Annotated in this window: 18 protein-coding genes; 10 read left to right on the top strand and 8 right to left on the bottom strand. The window is 71.8% G+C overall.

Annotation, left to right across the window (positions count from 1 at the left end; genetic code table 11):
- Positions 1–12 precede the first annotated feature (12 nt).
- Both ABD343_RS03010 and ABD343_RS03015 read left to right on the top strand, forming a co-directional pair.
- Positions 13–981 carry an ABC transporter substrate-binding protein gene (locus ABD343_RS03010; protein ID WP_344523612.1) on the top strand — a complete coding sequence of 323 codons (969 nt, stop codon included), beginning with the start codon at positions 13–15 and terminating at the stop codon, positions 979–981.
- A gap of 90 nt (positions 982–1,071) precedes the next feature.
- Positions 1,072–1,959: a hypothetical protein gene (locus ABD343_RS03015; protein ID WP_344523614.1), complete on the top strand. Its 888-nt coding sequence runs from the start codon at positions 1,072–1,074 to the stop codon at positions 1,957–1,959.
- On the opposite strand, the gene ABD343_RS03020 is transcribed toward ABD343_RS03015, so the two are convergent.
- Positions 1,894–3,057 carry an NADH-quinone oxidoreductase subunit D gene (locus ABD343_RS03020; protein ID WP_344523616.1) on the bottom strand — a complete coding sequence of 388 codons (1,164 nt, stop codon included), beginning with the start codon at positions 3,055–3,057 and terminating at the stop codon, positions 1,894–1,896. The genes ABD343_RS03015 and ABD343_RS03020 overlap by 66 nt on opposite strands.
- A 69-nt stretch (positions 3,058–3,126) precedes the next feature.
- On the opposite strand from ABD343_RS03020, the gene ABD343_RS03025 reads away from it, so the two are divergent.
- The 8 genes from ABD343_RS03025 (at position 3,127) to ABD343_RS03060 (ending at position 9,391) form a co-directional block, all read left to right on the top strand.
- Entirely contained in the window at positions 3,127–3,642 is a 516-nt protein-coding gene (locus ABD343_RS03025; protein ID WP_344523618.1) for a PH domain-containing protein, read from the top strand.
- A gap of 11 nt (positions 3,643–3,653) precedes the next feature.
- On the top strand, positions 3,654–5,009 hold the full coding sequence (locus ABD343_RS03030; RefSeq protein WP_344523619.1) for a PH domain-containing protein: 1,356 nt from the start codon (positions 3,654–3,656) through the stop codon (positions 5,007–5,009).
- Positions 5,010–5,478: 469 nt separating this feature from the next.
- Positions 5,479–6,327 (top strand): ATP nucleotide 3'-pyrophosphokinase, encoded by an 849-nt coding sequence (locus ABD343_RS03035; protein ID WP_344523620.1) that lies wholly within the window; start codon positions 5,479–5,481, stop codon positions 6,325–6,327.
- A gap of 49 nt (positions 6,328–6,376) precedes the next feature.
- Positions 6,377–7,243, top strand: a complete 867-nt coding sequence (folP, locus tag ABD343_RS03040) for a dihydropteroate synthase (RefSeq protein WP_344523621.1) — start codon at positions 6,377–6,379, stop codon at positions 7,241–7,243.
- Positions 7,240–7,716, top strand: coding sequence for a nuclear transport factor 2 family protein (locus tag ABD343_RS03045; RefSeq protein ID WP_344523623.1), 477 nt, complete (start codon positions 7,240–7,242; stop codon positions 7,714–7,716). Before folP ends, ABD343_RS03045 begins: the two co-directional genes overlap by 4 nt.
- Before the next feature lie 219 nt (positions 7,717–7,935).
- The gene (gene folB, locus ABD343_RS03050) at positions 7,936–8,295 is read left to right on the top strand and encodes a dihydroneopterin aldolase (RefSeq protein ID WP_344523625.1); all 360 of its coding nucleotides are present in this window, start codon (positions 7,936–7,938) and stop codon (positions 8,293–8,295) included.
- Entirely contained in the window at positions 8,292–8,888 is a 597-nt protein-coding gene (folK, locus tag ABD343_RS03055; protein ID WP_344523627.1) for a 2-amino-4-hydroxy-6-hydroxymethyldihydropteridine diphosphokinase, read from the top strand. Before folB ends, folK begins: the two co-directional genes overlap by 4 nt.
- Before the next feature lie 14 nt (positions 8,889–8,902).
- Positions 8,903–9,391: a DUF3180 domain-containing protein gene (locus ABD343_RS03060; RefSeq protein WP_344523629.1), complete on the top strand. Its 489-nt coding sequence runs from the start codon at positions 8,903–8,905 to the stop codon at positions 9,389–9,391.
- Between the two features lie 3 nt (positions 9,392–9,394).
- Here ABD343_RS03060 and ABD343_RS03065 read toward each other — a convergent pair whose 3' ends face one another.
- From ABD343_RS03065 to dacB, 7 genes are all read right to left on the bottom strand, one after another.
- The gene (locus tag ABD343_RS03065) at positions 9,395–9,769 is read right to left on the bottom strand and encodes a hypothetical protein (RefSeq protein WP_344523631.1); all 375 of its coding nucleotides are present in this window, start codon (positions 9,767–9,769) and stop codon (positions 9,395–9,397) included.
- A gap of 371 nt (positions 9,770–10,140) precedes the next feature.
- On the bottom strand, positions 10,141–10,746 hold the full coding sequence (gene folE / locus ABD343_RS03070; RefSeq protein WP_344523633.1) for a GTP cyclohydrolase I FolE: 606 nt from the start codon (positions 10,744–10,746) through the stop codon (positions 10,141–10,143).
- A gap of 152 nt (positions 10,747–10,898) precedes the next feature.
- Positions 10,899–12,932 carry an ATP-dependent zinc metalloprotease FtsH gene (gene ftsH / locus ABD343_RS03075; RefSeq protein WP_344523635.1) on the bottom strand — a complete coding sequence of 678 codons (2,034 nt, stop codon included), beginning with the start codon at positions 12,930–12,932 and terminating at the stop codon, positions 10,899–10,901.
- 195 nt (positions 12,933–13,127) lie between these two features.
- Positions 13,128–13,667: a hypoxanthine phosphoribosyltransferase gene (hpt, locus tag ABD343_RS03080; protein WP_344523637.1), complete on the bottom strand. Its 540-nt coding sequence runs from the start codon at positions 13,665–13,667 to the stop codon at positions 13,128–13,130.
- A 45-nt stretch (positions 13,668–13,712) separates the two neighbouring features.
- Entirely contained in the window at positions 13,713–14,759 is a 1,047-nt protein-coding gene (gene tilS / locus ABD343_RS03085; RefSeq protein ID WP_344523639.1) for a tRNA lysidine(34) synthetase TilS, read from the bottom strand.
- 191 nt (positions 14,760–14,950) lie between these two features.
- Positions 14,951–16,105 carry a zinc-dependent metalloprotease gene (locus ABD343_RS03090; RefSeq protein WP_344523641.1) on the bottom strand — a complete coding sequence of 385 codons (1,155 nt, stop codon included), beginning with the start codon at positions 16,103–16,105 and terminating at the stop codon, positions 14,951–14,953.
- An 89-nt stretch (positions 16,106–16,194) separates the two neighbouring features.
- The gene (gene dacB, locus ABD343_RS03095) at positions 16,195–17,697 is read right to left on the bottom strand and encodes a D-alanyl-D-alanine carboxypeptidase/D-alanyl-D-alanine endopeptidase (RefSeq protein ID WP_344523643.1); all 1,503 of its coding nucleotides are present in this window, start codon (positions 17,695–17,697) and stop codon (positions 16,195–16,197) included.
- Positions 17,698–17,757: the final 60 nt, after the last annotated feature.

A 17,757-nucleotide genomic window follows, 5' to 3' on the forward strand; every position in this document is an offset into this window, starting at 1 on the left:
CTGGTGATCCCCATGCATACGTCCCCCCGCGCCCTCGCCGCCACCGGTGCCGTCGCCGCGCTCGTCCTCGCCCTCGGCGCCTGCGGTGGCGGCGACGACCTGGAGGACAAGGGCGGCAAGGACGGCGGAGGCGGCGGCAAGGGGAACGGCGATCTCGTGATCGGCTCCGCCGGGTTCACCGAGTCCCAGATACTCGCCGAGCTGTACGCCGGGGTGCTCTCCGACGCCGGTTACGGCACGACCGTGAAGAAGGTCAAGAACCGCGAGCTGTACGCCCCCGAGCTGGAGAAGGGCCGCATCGACGTCGTACCGGAGTACGCCGCGACGATGGCCGAGTTCCTCAACGCCAAGGAGAACGGCCCCAAGGCGAAGCCCGTGGCCTCCAGCGACCGGGACAAGACGGTCGCGGCGCTGGAGAAGCTGGCGAAGCCGCGCGGGCTCACCGTGCTCCCGGCGGGCGACGCGGTGGACCAGAACGCGTTCGCCGTCTCGAAGAAGTACGCCGACGAGCACAAGCTCAAGAGCCTCTCGGACCTCGGCGCCTCCAAGGAGAAGGTCACCGTCGCGGCGGGCGACGAGTGCGAGACCCGCCCGTTCTGCAAGCCGGGCCTGGAGAAGACCTACGGGATCAAGGTGGCCGGAATCGATCCCAAGGGCGTCGGCACCACCCAGTCCAAGCAGGCGGTCAAGGACGGCAAGGACCAGCTCGTGCTGACCACGACCACGGACGCCACGCTGGACCAGTTCGACCTCGTCCTGCTCAAGGACGACAAGAAGCTCCAGAACGCCGACAACGTCCTCCCCGTCCTCAACACCAAGAGCGCCGCCGGGCCCGGGAACAAGGCCGTCGCGACCGCCCTCAACAAGCTGACGAGCACCCTCACCACGAAGGACCTCACCGACCTCAACCGCAAGGTCGACCGGGACCGCGAGAAGCCGGAGGACGTCGCGAAGGAGTACCTCGACAGCAAGGGCCTGTGAGGCGCGTGCCGCGCCGAGCGCGTTGTGAGGCGGTAACAAAGAGCAATGCCCGGTGTCGGGAGTGGAACGACACACGGTAAATTCCAGGCCATGCCACGTGGACGTCATCGCCATTCACCGCCCCTGCACCGGCTGCTCTCCCCGGTCGCGGTCGCGGCGGCGGCGCTGGTCTGCGCGGGAGGCTCCTGGCTGGTCGGCGAGTCCGGCGTCGGGGACGCGGAGACCGTGGTGCTCCGCGGCCTCACCGCCGCCGCCGCTGCCGCCGCCGTGACGGGCGCGGTCCTGCTCCGCAGGTGGGACCGCGCCGCCGGACGGCGCGTGGGCGACCTCAAGGCCCAGCAGGCGAGCACCGCGTGGCGCGCCGAGGAGCGCCAGGCCGAGCTGGAGGGCGAGAACGAGGACCTGCGCGAGCGGCGCGGCAAGCTGGAGAGCAAGGTCCGCGACAAGCGCGCCGAGCTGGCCCGGCTGCGCTCCGAGCACGCCGACCTGCTGCGCCGCTACGCGAACGCGGAGACCGAGCGCGCCCGCGCCCTGGAGGGACGGCGCCAGCTCGAAATAGAGGCCGCCGAGCCCGCGAAGGCGCTCACCGTCTCCGCGACGGACCACCGCCTCAGCTCGGGCGCCCCGACCCCGCTGACGTACCTCCAGGCGAACGAGGCCCTCAACCACCTCGCGCGCAACGCCGACCGCCAGCGCGCCCACCGCAAGGCCCGTACGGCCCCCGCGACCCCCGTGGTGCCCCGTCCCCTGGACCCGGACGGCAGCCACGCCGACACCAGCAGCTTCGACTTCTTCGGCCTCGGCACCACCGCGGATCCCGCGGACGACAAGGAGCCGGAGAAGCCCGAGGAACCGGCGGAGTCGGCGGAGCCGGCGGAGGACGTCTCCGGCGAGGAGAAGGACGAGGACGCGCTACTTGTCGATGTCGCCGACGACGAAGAAGAACGAGCCGAGGATCGCCACCATGTCCGCAACTAGCGTCCCGGGCAGCAGCCGCGTCAGCGCCTGGATGTTGTTGTACGAGGCGGAGCGCAGCTTCAGCCGGTAGGGCGTCTTCTCGCCCTTGGACACCAGGTAGTACCCGTTCAGCCCGAGCGGGTTCTCCGTCCAGGCGTACGTCGCGCCCTCCGGGGCCTTCAGCACCTTCGGCAGCCGCTGGTTGACCGGCCCGGGCGGCAGCTCGGCGAGGCGGTCGAGGCAGGCGTCGGCGAGGTCCAGCGAGTTGTGCACCTGGCCGAGCAGCACCTCGAAGCGGGCGAGGCAGTCGCCCTCCTCGCGCGTGACGACCTTCAGCGTGTCCCGCAGCGCCGGGTCCCCGTACGCGAGGTACGGCTCGTCGCGCCGCAGGTCGAAGTCGACGCCGGAGGCGCGCGCGATGGGCCCGCTCACCCCGTACGCGTGGACCAGCTCGGGGCTGAGGACGCCCACGCCGCGCGTACGGCCGCGGAAGATCTCGTTGCCCAGCACCAGGTCGTCGAAGACGTCCATCCGGCTCCGGGCCGCGGCGACCGCGCCCCGCGCCCGCTCCGTCCACCCGGCGGGCAGGTCCTCCTTGAGGCCGCCGACGCGGTTGAACATGTAGTGCATCCGGCCGCCGGAGACCTCCTCCATCACGGCCTGGAGGTCCTCACGCTCCCGGAACGAGTAGAAGATCGGGGTGATCCCGCCCAGCTCCAGCGGATAGGAGCCGAGGAACATCAGGTGGTTGAGCACCCGGTTCAGCTCGGCCAGCAGCGTGCGCAGCCACACCGCGCGCTCCGGCACCTCCATGCCGAGCATGCGCTCGACGCCGAGGACCACCCCCAGCTCGTTGGAGAAGGCCGACAGCCAGTCGTGGCGGTTGGCGAGCACGATGATCTGCCGGTAATCGCGGGCCTCGAACAGCTTCTCCGCGCCCCGGTGCATATAGCCCACCACCGGCTCGGCCGCGCCGATGCGCTCACCGTCCAGCACCAGCTTCAGCCGCAGCACGCCATGCGTGGACGGGTGCTGCGGTCCGATGTTCAGCACCATGTCGGTGCTCTCGGCCGCGCCTCCGATACCGACCGTCGTAACGGGCGTCTCCGTCTGCGTCATGAAACTCAGTCTGTCAGCTTCCTTCTCCAGGTGGATACGGACGGTCACAACCACTCTTACGCTGGCCGTATGTCGACATCCCCAGGTACCGGGCCGGACGTCACGCCGGACACCGGGCCGGACACCACGGCCTGGCGCGGCGTCGAGCGTGCCCTGCTGCCCATGCGGCGGCTCGTGCTGCTCTGCTGGCTGCTGCCGCTGGCCCTGGGGCTCGGCGTGCTGCTGTGGCTGACGGCGGGGCCGCCGTGGGCGGCGTTCGCCGTGCTGCCCCTCGCCCTCGCCGCCTGGGGCTGGGGCGCGCTGGCCCGCAACTGGCGCTCGTGGACGTACGCCGAGCGCGACGACGACCTGCTCATCGCGCACGGCGTCCTGTGGCGCGAGATGACGGTCGTGCCGTACGGCCGTATGCAGCTCGTGGAGGTCACCTCGGGCCCGCTGGAGCGGAAGTACGGCCTCTCCACGCTCCAGCTCCACACCGCCGCCGCGACCACCGACGCCTCGATCCCCGGGCTCTCGCCCGAGGAGGCGGAGCGGCTGCGCGACCGGCTCACCGAACTGGGCGAGGCCCGCTCGGCGGGACTGTGAGTACGGAGAACGTGAGTACGAGGACCGACCTCTCCCGTGGCCCCCGCTGGCTGCCGCGCCGCCCCGAGGGGCGCAGGCTGCACCCCGTCACGCCCTGGCGGCGCGCCTGGGCGCCGCTCGCCGCGCTCCTCGCGGCCTCCGTCCACGACTTCGACCGGGCGCGCGACTGGGCCGCGCACCTCACCCTGGGCTGGCTGCTGCTGGCACTCGCCGTACTGCTGCCCGTCGCCGCCGCGTACGGCTTTCTGACCTGGTGGTTCACGGCCTACGCGGTCACCGACACCGAGCTGCGCATCCAGACGGGCCTGCTCTTCCGGCGTACCGCGCACATCCGGCTCGACCGGATCCAGGCCGTCGACGTCACCCGGCCGCTGCTCGCCCGCGTCGCCGGGGTCGCCAAGCTGAAGCTCGACGTCGTCGGCGCGGACAAGGACAAGGACGAGCTGGCGTTCCTCGGCGAGCGCGAGGCCGTCGAACTGCGCGCCGAACTCCTCGCGCGCGCCGCGGGCATCGCCCCCGACGCCGCCCCCGCGGCGGGCGAGGCCCCCTCCCGCGAACTGCTCCGCGTGCCGCCCCGCACCCTGATCACGGGCCTGCTGCTGCTCGCGAGCGGCTGGGTGACGCTGGCGGCGGTCGTGGTCGTACCGCCGCTGATCTATCTCGCCACCGACAGCCTGTGGCCCGCGCTCGCCACCGCCCTGCCGCTGCTGGGCGGATTCTGGGCGAGCGGCTTCGGCAAGTTCGTCACCGAGTACGACTGGACGGTCGCCGACTCCCCCGACGGGCTCCGCCTCGACCACGGGCTGCTCGACCGCGAGCACGCGACCGTACCGCCGGGCCGGGTCCAGGCCGTACGGCTGGTCGAGCCCGTGCTGTGGCGGCGGCGCGGCTGGCTCCGCGTCGAACTGGAGATCGCGGGCACGGACAAGGAGAAGGACGGCGTGCTGGTGCCGGTGGCCGCGTGGGACGACGCGGCGTCGGTCCTGGCCCGCGTCCTGCCGGGGACGGACCTCGACGCCGCGCTGGCCTCCCTCGCGCCGGTGCCGCGCCGCGCCCGCTGGTGCGTTCCCGTGCTCTGGCGGGGCTACGCGCACGGGGTGACGGACTCCGTCTTCGTCACCCGCAAGGGCCGGCTCGTACGCTCGACCGTCCTCGTCCCGCACGCCAAGGTCCAGAGCGTCCGCCTCGAACAGGGGCCGTGGCAGCGGCGCATGGGCCTGGCCGACGTCTCCGTCGACAACGGCGCGAACGGCGCGACGACGGCGCGCCTCCGCGACGTGGACCAGGCTCACGCCCTGGTCCACGCCCAAGCGGCCCGTTCCCGCACGGGCCGCCACCAAGCGCCCCCCGCCCGCTGGCTCACCTGACCCCGCTGTGCTTGGGAGGTCTGCCACTGGGGGTACCCCCTGCTCGAAGAGCTTGGGGGAGCAGGGCTGGCAAGCGCAGCCCCCTTCGCCGGGTGCCCCGCGATGAGGGCTGGGTTCGGGCTGCCCCCGGCTGTGCATTGCAGGCTGCGGCTGCGCCGTGGCTCGTCGCGCAGTTCCCCGCGCCCTGAAGGGGCAAGCCCCGAGGCGTCGTGACCCCGTCGCGCCCGCGCGGCGGAGCCGCAAAATGAACACCGTCCCGCGCCCCTGAAGGGGCAAGCTCCGACATCGCGGAGCCGCGAATGGGGCTCAGCCCCGTGGCCCCTCCAGGGGCGGGCTCTGGGGCAGATGGCCCCCGGAGACACGGGAGGGGGAACGGGGCGTTGACCTCTGGTGGGGTGGCTCGTTGTGCCTCGCGGCAGGCCGCCCGCAAGGCACGCGGGCGGCGACTCGTGAGCAGGACGGACACGCCATGCACGTCAACCGCAACCGCTCCCTCCCCCACCGCAGGGCTACCCGCGTCGCCGGCACCCTTCTCGCCACCTCATTCGCCCTCGGCGCCCTCCAGGGCGGAGCCTGGGCCGCGGGCTCAGCCCCCGCCGGCTCGGCGCCAGCCGTTCCCGCGCCCTCCGCCGCCCCGCCCATCGCCCCCGCCGACGAGCCGGGGAGCTGGCACTCCGAGGGCCTCTCCCTCGACGCCGTCGAGAACCGCCAGGTGGACCGCTACCTGGAGCACGCCCGCGGCGCGGAACGCATCATCAGCACCCAGATCCGCGAGGCCGCCCGCCGCAACGGCGCCGAACTCGTCGGCTTCGAGCACCGCCTGAAGTCCCCGGACTCCCTCAAGCGCAAGGTCGCCACGTATATGAAGGGCGACGAGAAGCACCCGCCGACGAACGTCGACACGGCGCTGGAGCGGGTCAACGACGCGGTCCGCTACACCTTCGTCTGGGACGACAAGAAGTACACGAAGGGCGTACGCGGCGCCTCCCGCGACCTGGTCTCCTGGCAGTACAACAGCGTCCGCTGGGCCAACACCTGGGACAGCAAGGACCGCTACAAGGCCATCAACTCGGCCTGGCGCGATCCGCTGCGCGACCAGAAGTTCGAGGTCCAGTTCCACACGCCCGCCAGCAAGGCCGCACAGGAGGAGACGCACAAGCTCTACGAGGAGCAGCGGCTCCCCGGCACGCCCCCCGCGCGCAAGGCGGAGCTGCAGCGTGAGCAGGGCCGTATCTTCGCCGCCGTGCCGGTGCCGGAGGGCGCCGGGGCGCTGACGGCGCCCGCGCGGACCCGCCCGCTGCCGATGCCCGCGGCCTGAGGTTCCGGGGGCCGGTCGCGGACCGGCCCCCACCGCCTACGCTGGACGCATGAACGCAACGCGTGGCCAGGTCACCGGGCTCCCCTCGTGGGACCGCTGCGCCGTCATGGGCGTGGTCAACGTCACACCCGACTCCTTCTCCGACGGCGGCCGGTGGTTCGACACCCAGGCGGCGATCAAGCACGGCCTGTATCTCGTGGGCGAGGGCGCCGACCTGATCGACGTCGGCGGCGAGTCCACCCGCCCCGGGGCCACGCGCGTGGACGAGGCGGAGGAGCTGCGCCGCGTCCTGCCCGTGGTGCGCGGGCTGGCCGACGAGGGCGTCGTCGTCAGCGTCGACACCATGCGCGCCTCGGTCGCCGAGCAGGCGGTCGCGGCGGGCGCGGTGCTGGTGAACGATGTGAGCGGCGGCCAGGCCGACCCCGGCATGGTCCCGGCCGTGGCCGCGGCGGGCGTCCCCTTCGTGGTGATGCACTGGCGGGGCCAGAGCATCGACATGAACAACCGCGCGGTCTACGGGGACGTCGTCGCCGAGGTGATCGACGAACTGCGCGCGGGCGTCGACCGCGCCGTCGAGGGCGGTATCGCCCCGGAGCGGATCGTCGTCGACCCCGGTCTCGGCTTCGCCAAGAACGCCGAGCACGATCTGGCGCTCGTCGCCCGCCTCTCCCGGCTCCGCGCGGAGCTGGGCCGCCCGCTGCTCGTCGCGGCCTCCCGGAAGCGTTTCCTGGGCCGTGTGCTGGCCGCGGAGCGGGAGAACGCGACCCCGCCCCCGGCCCGCGAGCGCGACGCCGCGACGGCCGCCGTCTCCGCGCTCTCCGCCCGCGAGGGCGCCTGGGCGGTGCGCGTCCACGAGGTGCGGGCGAGCGCGGACGCCGTGCGCGTGGCCCGCGCCGTCGAGGCGGCCACCGCGTGAGCGGGGCCCGTACCGACATCGAGGCGGTCGAGGCCGCCAACACCGCGCTGTACGAGGCGGTCGAACGGGGCGACGTCGACGCGCTGTCCGAGCTGTGGCTGGACGACGAGATCAGCGTCGTCCACCCGGGCTGGCCGGTGCTGACGGGCCGCGGCGAGGTGCTGCGCTCGTACGCCCTGATCATGGCCAACACCGAGTACATCCAGTTCTTCCTGACCGACGTCGAGATCTCCGTGCTGGGCGACACCGCGCTGGTGAGCTGCACCGAGAACATCCTCAGCGGCGGCCCGGCCGAGGAGGACGGCTCAGCGGGCCCGCTCGTGGGCGGCCTGGTCGTCGCGACGAACGTGTTCCGCCGCACCGAGGACGGCGACTGGAAGGTCTGGTCGCACCACGGCTCCCCCGTCCTCGTGGAGAGCGAGGACGACGAGGAGGACGGCACCTCCCCGGACGACGGCGACATCGAGATGTGAACCCGGACCCGCCCTCCTCCCCCGTACGGGGCACGGGGCGGGGAATGCGCGAGTGTCCGGGGCTGCTGTGGGGTATGCGGCGCCGCGAGCTGGCCCCCTCGCCCGGGACGGCTGTCGCTCGCAGGTAGATTCGATTCGTTGGCGTGCCCAGCCGCGCCTCGTCCGCACGACCGACTCGTACGAGGACTCGTACGACCGACGGGAACGGGAGTGATTCGCGTGGACCGTGTCGCACTGCGCGGCCTCACAGCGCGGGGGCATCACGGCGTGTTCGAATGGGAACGCGAAGAGGGTCAGACCTTCGTCGTGGACCTCGACATGGGCCTGGACACGCGGGAGGCGGCCGAGGGCGACGATCTCGCGAAGACCGTCCACTACGGAATCGTGGCGGAGGAGGTCGCCGCGGTCGTCGCGGGAGAACCGGTCGATCTGATCGAGACCCTCGCGCAGCGGATCGCCGACACCTGTCTGCGGCACGAGGCCGTCCGCGAGGTCGAGGTGGTCGTCCACAAGCCGGACGCCCCGATCTCGGTGCCTTTCGAAGACGTGACCATCACTATCAAGCGGAGCCGCGCATGACGCCGAACAGTGACCCGACCGTACAGCCGGTGCCCGCTGCCGTGGTGCGCAAGGTGGACGAGGCCGATGCCACCCTGCACAACCCGAAACGCGCCGTGCTCTCGCTCGGAAGCAATCTCGGAAACCGGCTGGAAGCCCTCCAGAGCGCCGTCGACGCGCTCGCGGACACCCCGGGCCTGCGGGTCAAGGCGATCTCTCCCGTCTACGAGACGGAGCCGTGGGGCGTCGACCCCGGCAGCCAGCCCTCGTACTTCAACGTGGTGGTGGTCGTGAAGACGACCCTGCCGCCCGGCTCCCTCCTCGAACGCGGCCACGCGATCGAGGAGGCCCTGGAGCGGGTGCGGGACGAGCGCTGGAGCCCCCGCCCCATCGACGTGGACATCGTCGCCTACCAGGACGTCGTCTCGGACGACCCCGAGCTGACCCTCCCCCACCCGCGCGCCCACGAGCGGGCCTTCGTGCTCGTGCCGTGGCACGACATCGACCCCTCGGCCGAGGTCCCGGGCCGCGGCAGCGTCGACGCGCTGCTGGCCGCACTCGGCCGTGAGGGCGTCACGCCCCGCCCCGATCTGGAACTCAGCCTGCCCGCCTGAGCGTTGGGAACGCAGTGAAGGAACTCCGCATCCGCATCCTGGTCGGCGTCTTCGCCGTCGCCGGGGTGCTCTCCTGGGCAGGCGCGCGGCTCTGGGACTCGCTCGGCACTCTCCCGAGCGTCCCGGTCGCGGCGCCCATCGTCCTGGGCGCCATCGCCGCGATCCTGCTGGCCACCGCGCTCTCCCTGCGTTCCCGTCTCAAGGCCCAGCGCGAGCGGGAGCCGGGCGCCAAGGGCGTGGACCCGATGATGGCGGCCCGCGCCCTGCTCTTCGGCCAGGCGAGCGCCCTGGTGGCGGCGCTGGTCTCGGGCATGTACGGGGGCGCGGGGCTCTTCCTCGCCACCGAGCGCTCCGACGTCCCCGCCAGAGGCGACCAGGCGCTCTACGCGGGCCTGGCCGTCCTCGCGGGCCTCGCCGTGATCGCGGCCGCGGTCTTCCTCCAGCGCGTATGCCGCCTCCCGGAGGACGAGGACGACGACCACCCCCCGGCCGCTACGGCGTAGGCGTCAGGCCGCACGTGTGAGGTGCCCCTGGAGCAGAAAGCACCCGTGCGGCTCCGCCTCGAAGCGATAGAGCGTGAAGGGCTTCGCAGCCTCGGCCCGGCGCTTCCGCACGCCCGTCACGCGAGCCCATCCCCTCTCCACAAGGTCCATCGGATGCTGTTCCTCAACGAACGTCCCGCGCTCGGGCCATCCGTCCACGACGCACAGATGTGACGCTCTCCCTGGTGTCCGTGCCGGCGTGAACCGGGCTCCGATGACGGTGGCGAGCTCTCGCAGAAACGGCACGTTCGCGCTGACCACCACTCTGCCTCGCCAGTGCTTCGCACGGCAGCCGTCGCCTTCCACGTATCCGTCGAGAAAGCCGTCGAACGTCGCCATGTCGCCCAGCACGACCCGTGGAGAACGCTGACGCATATGGTGCGCGTCGCCACCGACGTACTGCCTCATGAGATCTGCCAGGTACGAGGAAGAGCTGGCCGGGAGCGGCCAGGAAGCTCGCTGAGTCGGTCGTCACCGTGACCAGGTCACGGGCCTTCTCCGCGACCACATCCCGCACGATCACATGCTCAGTGCGCGATCCGGGCAGCGTCCACAGAGCGTCGCCCCTGACCACATCCCTCACGCGGAGACGCCCGCCCACGGCATTCACGGTCTGCCTGCTGGGCAGTCCAGTCATCATCCCGTACCTCCTGGTGCAGCCCTCGCTCGGCTGTACCCGCACAGTACGGGTCCCTACTGACAGTGAGACGTCAGCGGGCGAGTATCAGGCTCATGGCCTCGGAGCGTGTGGTGGCGTCCCGGAGCTGCCCTCGCACAGCCGAGGTCGTCGTCTTCGCCCCCGGCTTACGAACGCCCCGCACGGACATGCACATGTGCTCGCACTCGATGACCACGATCACACCGCGCGGTTCGAGGATCTGCATGAGGGAGTCCGCGATCTGCGTCGTCAGCCGCTCCTGGACCTGGGGTCTGCGGGCGAAGACATCGACCAGTCGGGCGAGCTTCGACAGTCCTGTGATCTTGCCTGTCGCCGCAGGGATGTAGCCCACATGTGCCACCCCGTGGAACGGCAACAAGTGGTGCTCGCACTGGCTGACGACTTCGATGTCCTTGACCAGCACCATCTCGTCATGGCCCAGATCGAAGGTCGTCGTCAGGACATCCTCGGGGCGCTGCCGCAGCCCCGCGAACATCTCCCTGTACGCCCGGGCCACGCGCGCCGGGGTCTCCAGGAGGCCCTCCCGGTCCGGGTCCTCGCCCACGGCGATGAGCAGCTCGCGCACCGCGTTCTCCGCCCGCTTCTCGTCGAACTCGCCTATCGGGCTCTCGCCGTCCAGCGTCACCGGGTCGGTCATGTGGTCCCTCGTTCCTCTTCCGTGCACCGCGCACAACGCGGAAAAAAGCGAAAGCCGCGTCCCACAGGCTAGAACCTGTGGGACGCGGCTGACATTCCGGGGCGGCCGGGACGGCGGCCTCAGGGGGTCCCGAGGGCCGCCTCAGGCCCGGGTCAGGACCGCCCGGCGCTGTCCTCCGGGTCGGCCGGCTCCACGATCGCGTCGGAGTCGCGGGGGCCGATCTCCTTGCCGACGTCCAGCGGCTTCACCCCGTTGGTGAGCGCCGCCGGAGGCGCCGAGACCGGCGGCCGGGTGGACGGGGTGCGCCGCGAGGAGCCGGTCCACGCGGGCCGTGCCGGGCGCTTGACGATGGGGGCGAAGACCTCGGCGATCTCCTCCTTGCCCAGCGTCTCCTTCTCCAGCAGGGCCAGCACGAGGTTGTCGAGGACGTCGCGGTTCTCCACCAGGATTTCCCAGGCTTCGTTGTGCGCCGTCTCGATCAGCTTCTTGACCTCCTCGTCCACCAGCCCGGCGACCTCCTCGGAGTAGTCGCGCTGGTGGGCCATCTCCTTGCCCAGGAAGGGCTCGGAGTTGTCGGAGCCGAACTTGATCGCGCCGAGCCGCTCGGTCATGCCGTACTGCGTGACCATCGCGCGGGCCGTCGCGGTCGCCTTCTCGATATCGTTCGCCGCGCCCGTGGTCGGGTCGTGGAAGACCAGCTCCTCGGCCGCGCGCCCGCCCATCATGTACGCGAGCTGATCCAGCATCTCGTTGCGCGTGGTCGAGTACTTGTCCTCGTCGGGGAGGACCATCGTGTACCCGAGGGCACGGCCTCTCGACAGGATCGTGATCTTGTGGACCGGATCGGAGTTCGGCGAGGCCGCCGCGACCAGGGCGTGACCGCCCTCGTGGTACGCGGTGATCTTCTTCTCCTTGTCGCTCATGATCCGGGTCCGCTTCTGCGGTCCGGCCACGACGCGGTCGATCGCCTCGTCCAGATAGTGATTGTCGATCAGCTTCTGGTCGCCCCGCGCGGTGAGCAGCGCCGCCTCGTTGAGCACATTGCTCAGGTCGGCGCCCGTGAAGCCCGGGGTGCGGCGCGCGACCGCGCTCAGGTCCACGTCGGGCGCCATCGGCTTGCCCTTCTGGTGGACCTTGAGGATCTCCAGGCGGCCCTGCATGTCCGGACGGTCGACGGCGATCTGCCGGTCGAAGCGGCCGGGGCGCAGCAGCGCCGGGTCCAGGATGTCCGGGCGGTTCGTGGCGGCGATCAGGATGACGCCGCCCTTCACGTCGAAGCCGTCCATCTCGACCAGGAGCTGGTTGAGCGTCTGCTCGCGCTCGTCGTGACCGCCGCCCATGCCGGCGCCGCGGTGGCGGCCGACGGCGTCGATCTCGTCGACGAAGACGATCGCCGGGGCGTTCGCCTTCGCCTGCTCGAACAGGTCGCGGACACGCGAGGCGCCCACACCGACGAACATCTCGACGAAGTCGGAGCCGGAGATCGAGTAGAACGGGACGCCCGCCTCGCCCGCGACGGCGCGGGCCAGCAGGGTCTTACCGGTACCGGGCGGCCCGTAGAGCAGGACGCCCTTGGGGATCTTGGCACCGACGGCCTGGAACTTCGCGGGCTCCTGGAGGAACTCCTTGATCTCGTGGAGCTCCTCGACGGCCTCGTCGGACCCGGCGACATCGGTGAACGTCGTCTTCGGCGTGTCCTTGGTGATGAGCTTGGCCTTCGACTTGCCGAAGTTCATCACCCGGGAGCCGCCGCCCTGCATCTGATTCATCAGGAACAGGAAGACGACGATGATCAGCACGAACGGCAGCAGCGAGAGCAGCATCCCGACGAACGGGTTCTGCTTCTGCGGCGCGACCGTGTACCCCTTGGGGATCTCCTTCTGCTCGTACTTGGTCTGCAGGGTCTTGGCGAGGTCGACGCCCTGGTCGTCGATGTAGCTCGCCTTGATCTTGTCGCTGTCCTCGACCTTGGCGCCGTCCTTGAGCTCCAGCTTGACGATCTGCTCGTCGCCGGTTGTCAGCTCGGCGGACTTCACCTTGTCCTGTTGAATCGCCTGTACGACCTGGCCGGTGTCCACCGTCTTGAAGCCGCCGGACGAGCCGACGACCTGCATCAACACGACCACGGCAAGGACGGCCAGCACGATCCACATGACCGGCCCGCGGAAGTATCGCTTCACGTCCATCCATACGGAGCGCGTGGGCCCCGTCCCTCCTGCCACAGTGAGTTGAAAAGCCTGACCTTCGGACGGTACCCCAGCATTGTCACCCGGCGCCGCCGAGGACGGTCAACCACAACCGTCCTCGAAGCTCCAACGACGCGCCCCGGCCCAGTGTTCCCGGGCCCGAAGCGTGTACGAACGGTTGGGCCAGGCGCCGTACTAGCCGCCGTACACGTGCGGGGCGAGCGTGCCCACGAAGGGCAGGTTGCGGTACTTCTCCGCGTAGTCCAGGCCGTACCCCACGACGAACTCGTTGGGGATGTCGAAGCCGACCCACTCGACGTCGATCGCCACCTTGGCCGCGTCCGGCTTGCGCAGCAGGGTGCAGACCTTGAGCGAGGCGGGCTCGCGGGAGCCGAGGTTCGACAGCAGCCAGGACAGGGTCAGCCCGGAGTCGATGATGTCCTCGACGATCAGGACGTGCTTGCCCTTGATGTCGGTGTCGAGGTCCTTGAGGATCCGCACGACGCCGGAGGACTGGGTGCCCGCCCCGTACGAGGACACGGCCATCCAGTCCATCGTGACCGGGTTCGACAGGGCGCGGGCCAGGTCCGCCATCACCATGACGGCGCCCTTCAGGACGCCGACGAGGAGGAGGTCCTTCCCCGCGTACTCCGCGTCGACCTTGGCGGCCAGCTCGGCCAGCTTCGCGTCGATCTCTTCCTTGCTGATGAGCACAGACTGAAGGTCGGCGCCCATGTCTTTCTCGTCCACCCGTGCCGCTCTCGCTCGTCGAGTCCTGGCTCAGCGCGGTGAGCCATGCCGGATGACCAGTCTGCCACCCTGCCGCTCGGCCTCCACACGCCCGGGCAGGTTGAGCGCGCGCTGGCCGCGCCAGGCGGTGAGGAGGCGGTCCATCTCCTCGATGTGCCGGGCGAAGAGCGAGCCGGCGGGCGCCCCCGCCTCGATCGCGGCCCGGCGCAGGACGCGGCGGCGGACGGCGGGCGGCAGGGCGTAGAGCCCCACCGTGTCGAGCGTGACCCGCGCCCGCTCGCCCGGCTCGTCCGTACGGACCGAGCGCTCGGCCTCGGCGGCCCAGGCGTCCAGCGCGTCGGCGTCGTCCCGGGAGAGCTGCGCGGTGCGGGCGAGGGCCTCGACGACGCCCTTGCCGAGGGCCTTCTCCAGGGTGGGCAGGGCCTCGTGGCGGACGCGGGAGCGGGTGTAGGCCGGGTCGGCGTTGTGCGGGTCGTCCCAGACGGGGAGCGACTGGACCATGCAGGCCTTGCGGGTGGACTGCCGGTCGACGGAGAGGAAAGGGCGCAGATAGCGGCCGCGGGCGCCGGAGACGGCCGCCATGCCGGAGAGGGAGCGGGTGCCGGAGCCCCGGGCGAGGCCGAGCAGCACGGTCTCGGCCTGGTCGTCGCGGGTGTGGCCGAGGAGGACGGCCGCGGCGCCGTGCCGCTCGGCGACCTCGTCCAGCGCGGCGTACCGCGCCTCGCGCGCGTCGGCCTCGGGGCCCGCCGCCGTCCGCGCGACGCGCACGGCGACCGATTCGACCGGGGCGAGGCCGAGCGAGGAGAGCCGGGCCGCGACGTCCTGGGCGCGCTCGGCCGAGCCGTCCTGGAGGCCGTGGTCGACGGTGACGCCTCCGGCGCGGACGCCGAGGCGCGGGGCCTCGAAGGCGAGGGCCGAGGCCAGGGCCATGGAGTCGGCGCCGCCGGAGCAGGCGACGAGCACGAGGGGGGCGGGGGACGGGGACTGTGCGGGCTGCGTGCGGTGCGCGGTGAGCACGTCGTGGAGAGCGCGGCGGACCGCCAGGCGTATCGCGGCGACCGCGGGGTGGGGACCCATGTCCGATTCACTTCCTCATAGGGGATCTGAGGGGTTCATGTGGTGTGGGGGATGGCGGGGAATACGAGAGACTTCTCGTCACGCTATGTGCACTGATGGTGACAGAGGAGTGCCGTGTTCCCCGAGCATCGCACGCATACCCGCCCCTTACGGTCCCTCAGAAGGGTGATTGGCGAGGATTTCCGTAGCCCTCAGTCGGCCTTTCGGTGCACCCTCGCGATCCAGTCCGCCGGTTTGGCGATCTCCGCCTTGGTCGGCAGCGTGTTGGGCGACGTCCACACCTTGTTGAAACCGTCCATGCCGACCTCCTCGACCACCGCGCGCACGAAGCGCTCCCCGTCGCGGTACTGGCGCAGCTTCGCGTCCAGGCCGAGCAGCTTGCGCAGGGCCTGGTCGAGGCGGCCCGCTCCCGTGGCGCGGCGCTTCTGGAACTTCTCGCGGATCTCCGCGACCGAGGGCACGACCTGCGGGCCGACGCCGTCCATCACATAGTCCGCGTGGCCCTCCAGGAGCGACATCACGGCCGTCAGACGGCCCAGGATCTCGCGCTGCGCCGGGGTCTGGACCAGCTCGACGATGCTGCCGCGCGACTCGCCGGACGGCTCGTCCTCGGCGTCGGCGCCCTCCTCCGCCTCCGGCTTGGCGCCGGTGAGCGACTGGGCGGCCTCGCGGAGCCGTTCGAGGAGGGTGGAGGGGTCGATCTCGGTCTCGCCGAGGAAGGACTGGATCTCCATCTGGATGTGGTCCCGCAGCCAGGGCACGGCCGTGAACTGCGTGCGGTGCGTCTCCTCGTGCAGGCAGACCCACATGCGGAAGTCGTGCGGATCGACGTCGAGTTCGCGCTCCACGTGCACGATGTTCGGCGCGACGAGCAGCAGCCTGCCCCCGCTCTCCGTCGCGCCCGGCAGCTCGCGCGAGGCCGGGGCGAACGTCTCGTACTGCCCCAGGACGCGCGAGGCGAGGAACGACAGCAGCATGCCGACCTCGACGCCCGTCACCTTGCCGCCGACGGCGCCGAGGACGGCGCCGCCCGGGATGCTCGCGCGGCGCTCCTCGACCTTGCCGAGCAGCGGCGCGAGCAGCTCGCGGAACCCGGCGACGTTGGCCCGGACCCAGCCGGGCCGGTCCACCACGAGGACGGGCGTGTCCGCATCCTCGGGGTTCGCCGCCTCCATGCGCGTGAACGCCCGTACGTGCTCCTCCGACGCCTTCGCGTGCCGCCGGAGCTCGGCGACGATGTCGCGCGCCTCTTCCCTGCTGACTTCTGGCCCCGGCCGCACGAGCCGGGTCGCGGTCGCGACCGCGAGATTCCAGTCGACCATCTCCACACCACCGAGGCTCGTCATTCCTTCACGGTACGTGCCGCTCGCGCCGAGCGGGAGGAGACGAGGGGACCACCCGCCCCCTAGGGGGTGCCGCCGGGCCGGGCGCCGGGCTACGGGCCCGAAGGCGATTCGCGGCACCCGCAGTTGGCCAGCGCCGAGGCCAGCTCGTCCAGGGACTCCTGGGCGCGGTCCCGGTCCGGCGCTCCGGTCGTCATGAACGCGAAGGCCAGCATCCGACCGTCGGCGTCGACGACCGTGCCCGCCAGGGTGTTCACGCCGGTCAGCGTGCCGGTCTTGGCCCGTACGAGCCCGGCGCCCGGCTCCTCGCGGGGGCTGTCGTACCGGCCGCCGAGGGTGCCGGTGAACCCGGCGACGGGCAGCCCGGTCAGCACGGGCCGCAGCCCGGTCCTGTCCGGGTCGGAGGCGCGGGCGAGGAGGCGGGTGAGCAGGCCGGCCGAGACCCGGTCCGCCCTGTCCAGGCCGCTGCCGTCGGCGAAGCGGGCGTCCTTCACCGGCATGCCCAGCTCGTCCAGGCGGCGCTCGACGGCCTTCTCCGCGCCCTCGAAGCTCGCGGGTTCGCCCTCGGCGATCGCGGTCTGGCGGGCGAGGGCCTCGGCGATGTCGTTGTCGCTGTGGGTGAGCATGCGCTCGACGAGGTCGCCGAGCGGGGCCGAGTCGTGGACGGCGAGGCGCTTCGCGTCCTTTGCTGCCTTCTTCTCCTCGGCCGCGCCCTCGACCTCGACGTCCTCGGCCTTGAGCTTCTTCGCGAACTCCTCGGCGGCCTCGCCCGCCGGGTCCCCGGAGCGGTCGGCGGGGCCGTGCTCGCTCTCGTCCAGCCGTCCCTCGTTGAGCATCAGGGGGACGACGGGCGCGAGGTTCTCGTTCGGGCCGATGGGGTGCTGGTCGGTGCCCTCGTAGCGGGAGAGGTCGTAGCGGAGGGTGACCTTCTCGGTGCCGCTCTTGCGGAGCTTGCGGGCGGTGTCCTCGGCGAGGGCGGTGAGGCCGTCCTCGTCGAGGGTGGGGTCGCCGCCGCCGACGAGCGTGACCGTGTCGCCGTCGGCGACGACGCGGGTCGGGATGCGGTGGTCCTCGCCGCGCGCGGTGAGCGCCGCGACGGCCGTGGCGATCTTGACCGTGGACGCGGGCGTCGCGACGGTGCCCGGCGCGGTGGAGAACAGTTCCTTGCCGGTCGCGGCGTCGACGACCGAGGCCGTACGGACGGAGCCGAGCGCGCCGTCCCGGAGCAGCGGCTCCAGGGTGTCGGCGAGCGCGGAGACGGTGGGAGCGGGCGCCTGGTCGGCGCGGGCGCCCCCGCTCTCGCCGTGGCGCCCGTCGCCCTTGCCCGCGCGCTTGCCGTCGCTCTCGCGCCCCCGTACGGGCCCGGCCTCGGCGAGGACCTGCGGCGCGGTCAGCTCGGAACCGGGGCCCCCGGCTCCGGGTCCGGTGTGCTTCGTGCCACTCCCGTCGCCTTGCCGCGCGGCCCAGGTGCGCTCCGCCGTACGCTGGCCGGAGTCCCATGGTCCCGACGCGGCCACCGCCGTGAGCGCGACCGCGAGGCCGAGTACGGCGGAACCCGCCGTCAGCAGCACGGTCTGCCGCTTTTGCGGCGCCATACTCTGCCGGCCGGCCTGCCAGCGCTGCCGGATCCGCACCTCGACCAGCCCCTTTCGCGA

Origin of the sequence: Streptomyces albiaxialis, assembly GCF_039530985.1 — a bacterium.
Lineage (GTDB): Bacteria > Actinomycetota > Actinomycetes > Streptomycetales > Streptomycetaceae > Streptomyces > Streptomyces albiaxialis.

Excerpts from the sequence above, each read along its gene's own strand:
- ABD343_RS03025 (WP_344523618.1), top strand. The coding sequence starts at position 3,127 with ATGTCGACATCCCCAGGTACCGGGCCGGACGTCACGCCGGACACCGGG.
- ABD343_RS03065 (WP_344523631.1), bottom strand. The coding sequence starts at position 9,769 with ATGGCGACGTTCGACGGCTTTCTCGACGGATACGTGGAAGGCGACGGC.
- folP (WP_344523621.1), top strand. The coding sequence starts at position 6,377 with ATGAACGCAACGCGTGGCCAGGTCACCGGGCTCCCCTCGTGGGACCGC.
- folK (WP_344523627.1), top strand. The coding sequence starts at position 8,292 with ATGACGCCGAACAGTGACCCGACCGTACAGCCGGTGCCCGCTGCCGTG.
- folE (WP_344523633.1), bottom strand. The coding sequence starts at position 10,746 with ATGACCGACCCGGTGACGCTGGACGGCGAGAGCCCGATAGGCGAGTTC.
- dacB (WP_344523643.1), bottom strand. The coding sequence starts at position 17,697 with ATGGCGCCGCAAAAGCGGCAGACCGTGCTGCTGACGGCGGGTTCCGCC.
- ABD343_RS03015 (WP_344523614.1), top strand. The coding sequence starts at position 1,072 with ATGCCACGTGGACGTCATCGCCATTCACCGCCCCTGCACCGGCTGCTC.
- ABD343_RS03035 (WP_344523620.1), top strand. The coding sequence starts at position 5,479 with ATGCACGTCAACCGCAACCGCTCCCTCCCCCACCGCAGGGCTACCCGC.
- hpt (WP_344523637.1), bottom strand. The coding sequence starts at position 13,667 with ATGGGCGCCGACCTTCAGTCTGTGCTCATCAGCAAGGAAGAGATCGAC.
- ABD343_RS03020 (WP_344523616.1), bottom strand. The coding sequence starts at position 3,057 with ATGACGCAGACGGAGACGCCCGTTACGACGGTCGGTATCGGAGGCGCG.
- ftsH (WP_344523635.1), bottom strand. The coding sequence starts at position 12,932 with ATGGACGTGAAGCGATACTTCCGCGGGCCGGTCATGTGGATCGTGCTG.
- ABD343_RS03090 (WP_344523641.1), bottom strand. The coding sequence starts at position 16,105 with ATGACGAGCCTCGGTGGTGTGGAGATGGTCGACTGGAATCTCGCGGTC.
- tilS (WP_344523639.1), bottom strand. The coding sequence starts at position 14,759 with ATGGGTCCCCACCCCGCGGTCGCCGCGATACGCCTGGCGGTCCGCCGC.
- ABD343_RS03010 (WP_344523612.1), top strand. The coding sequence starts at position 13 with ATGCATACGTCCCCCCGCGCCCTCGCCGCCACCGGTGCCGTCGCCGCG.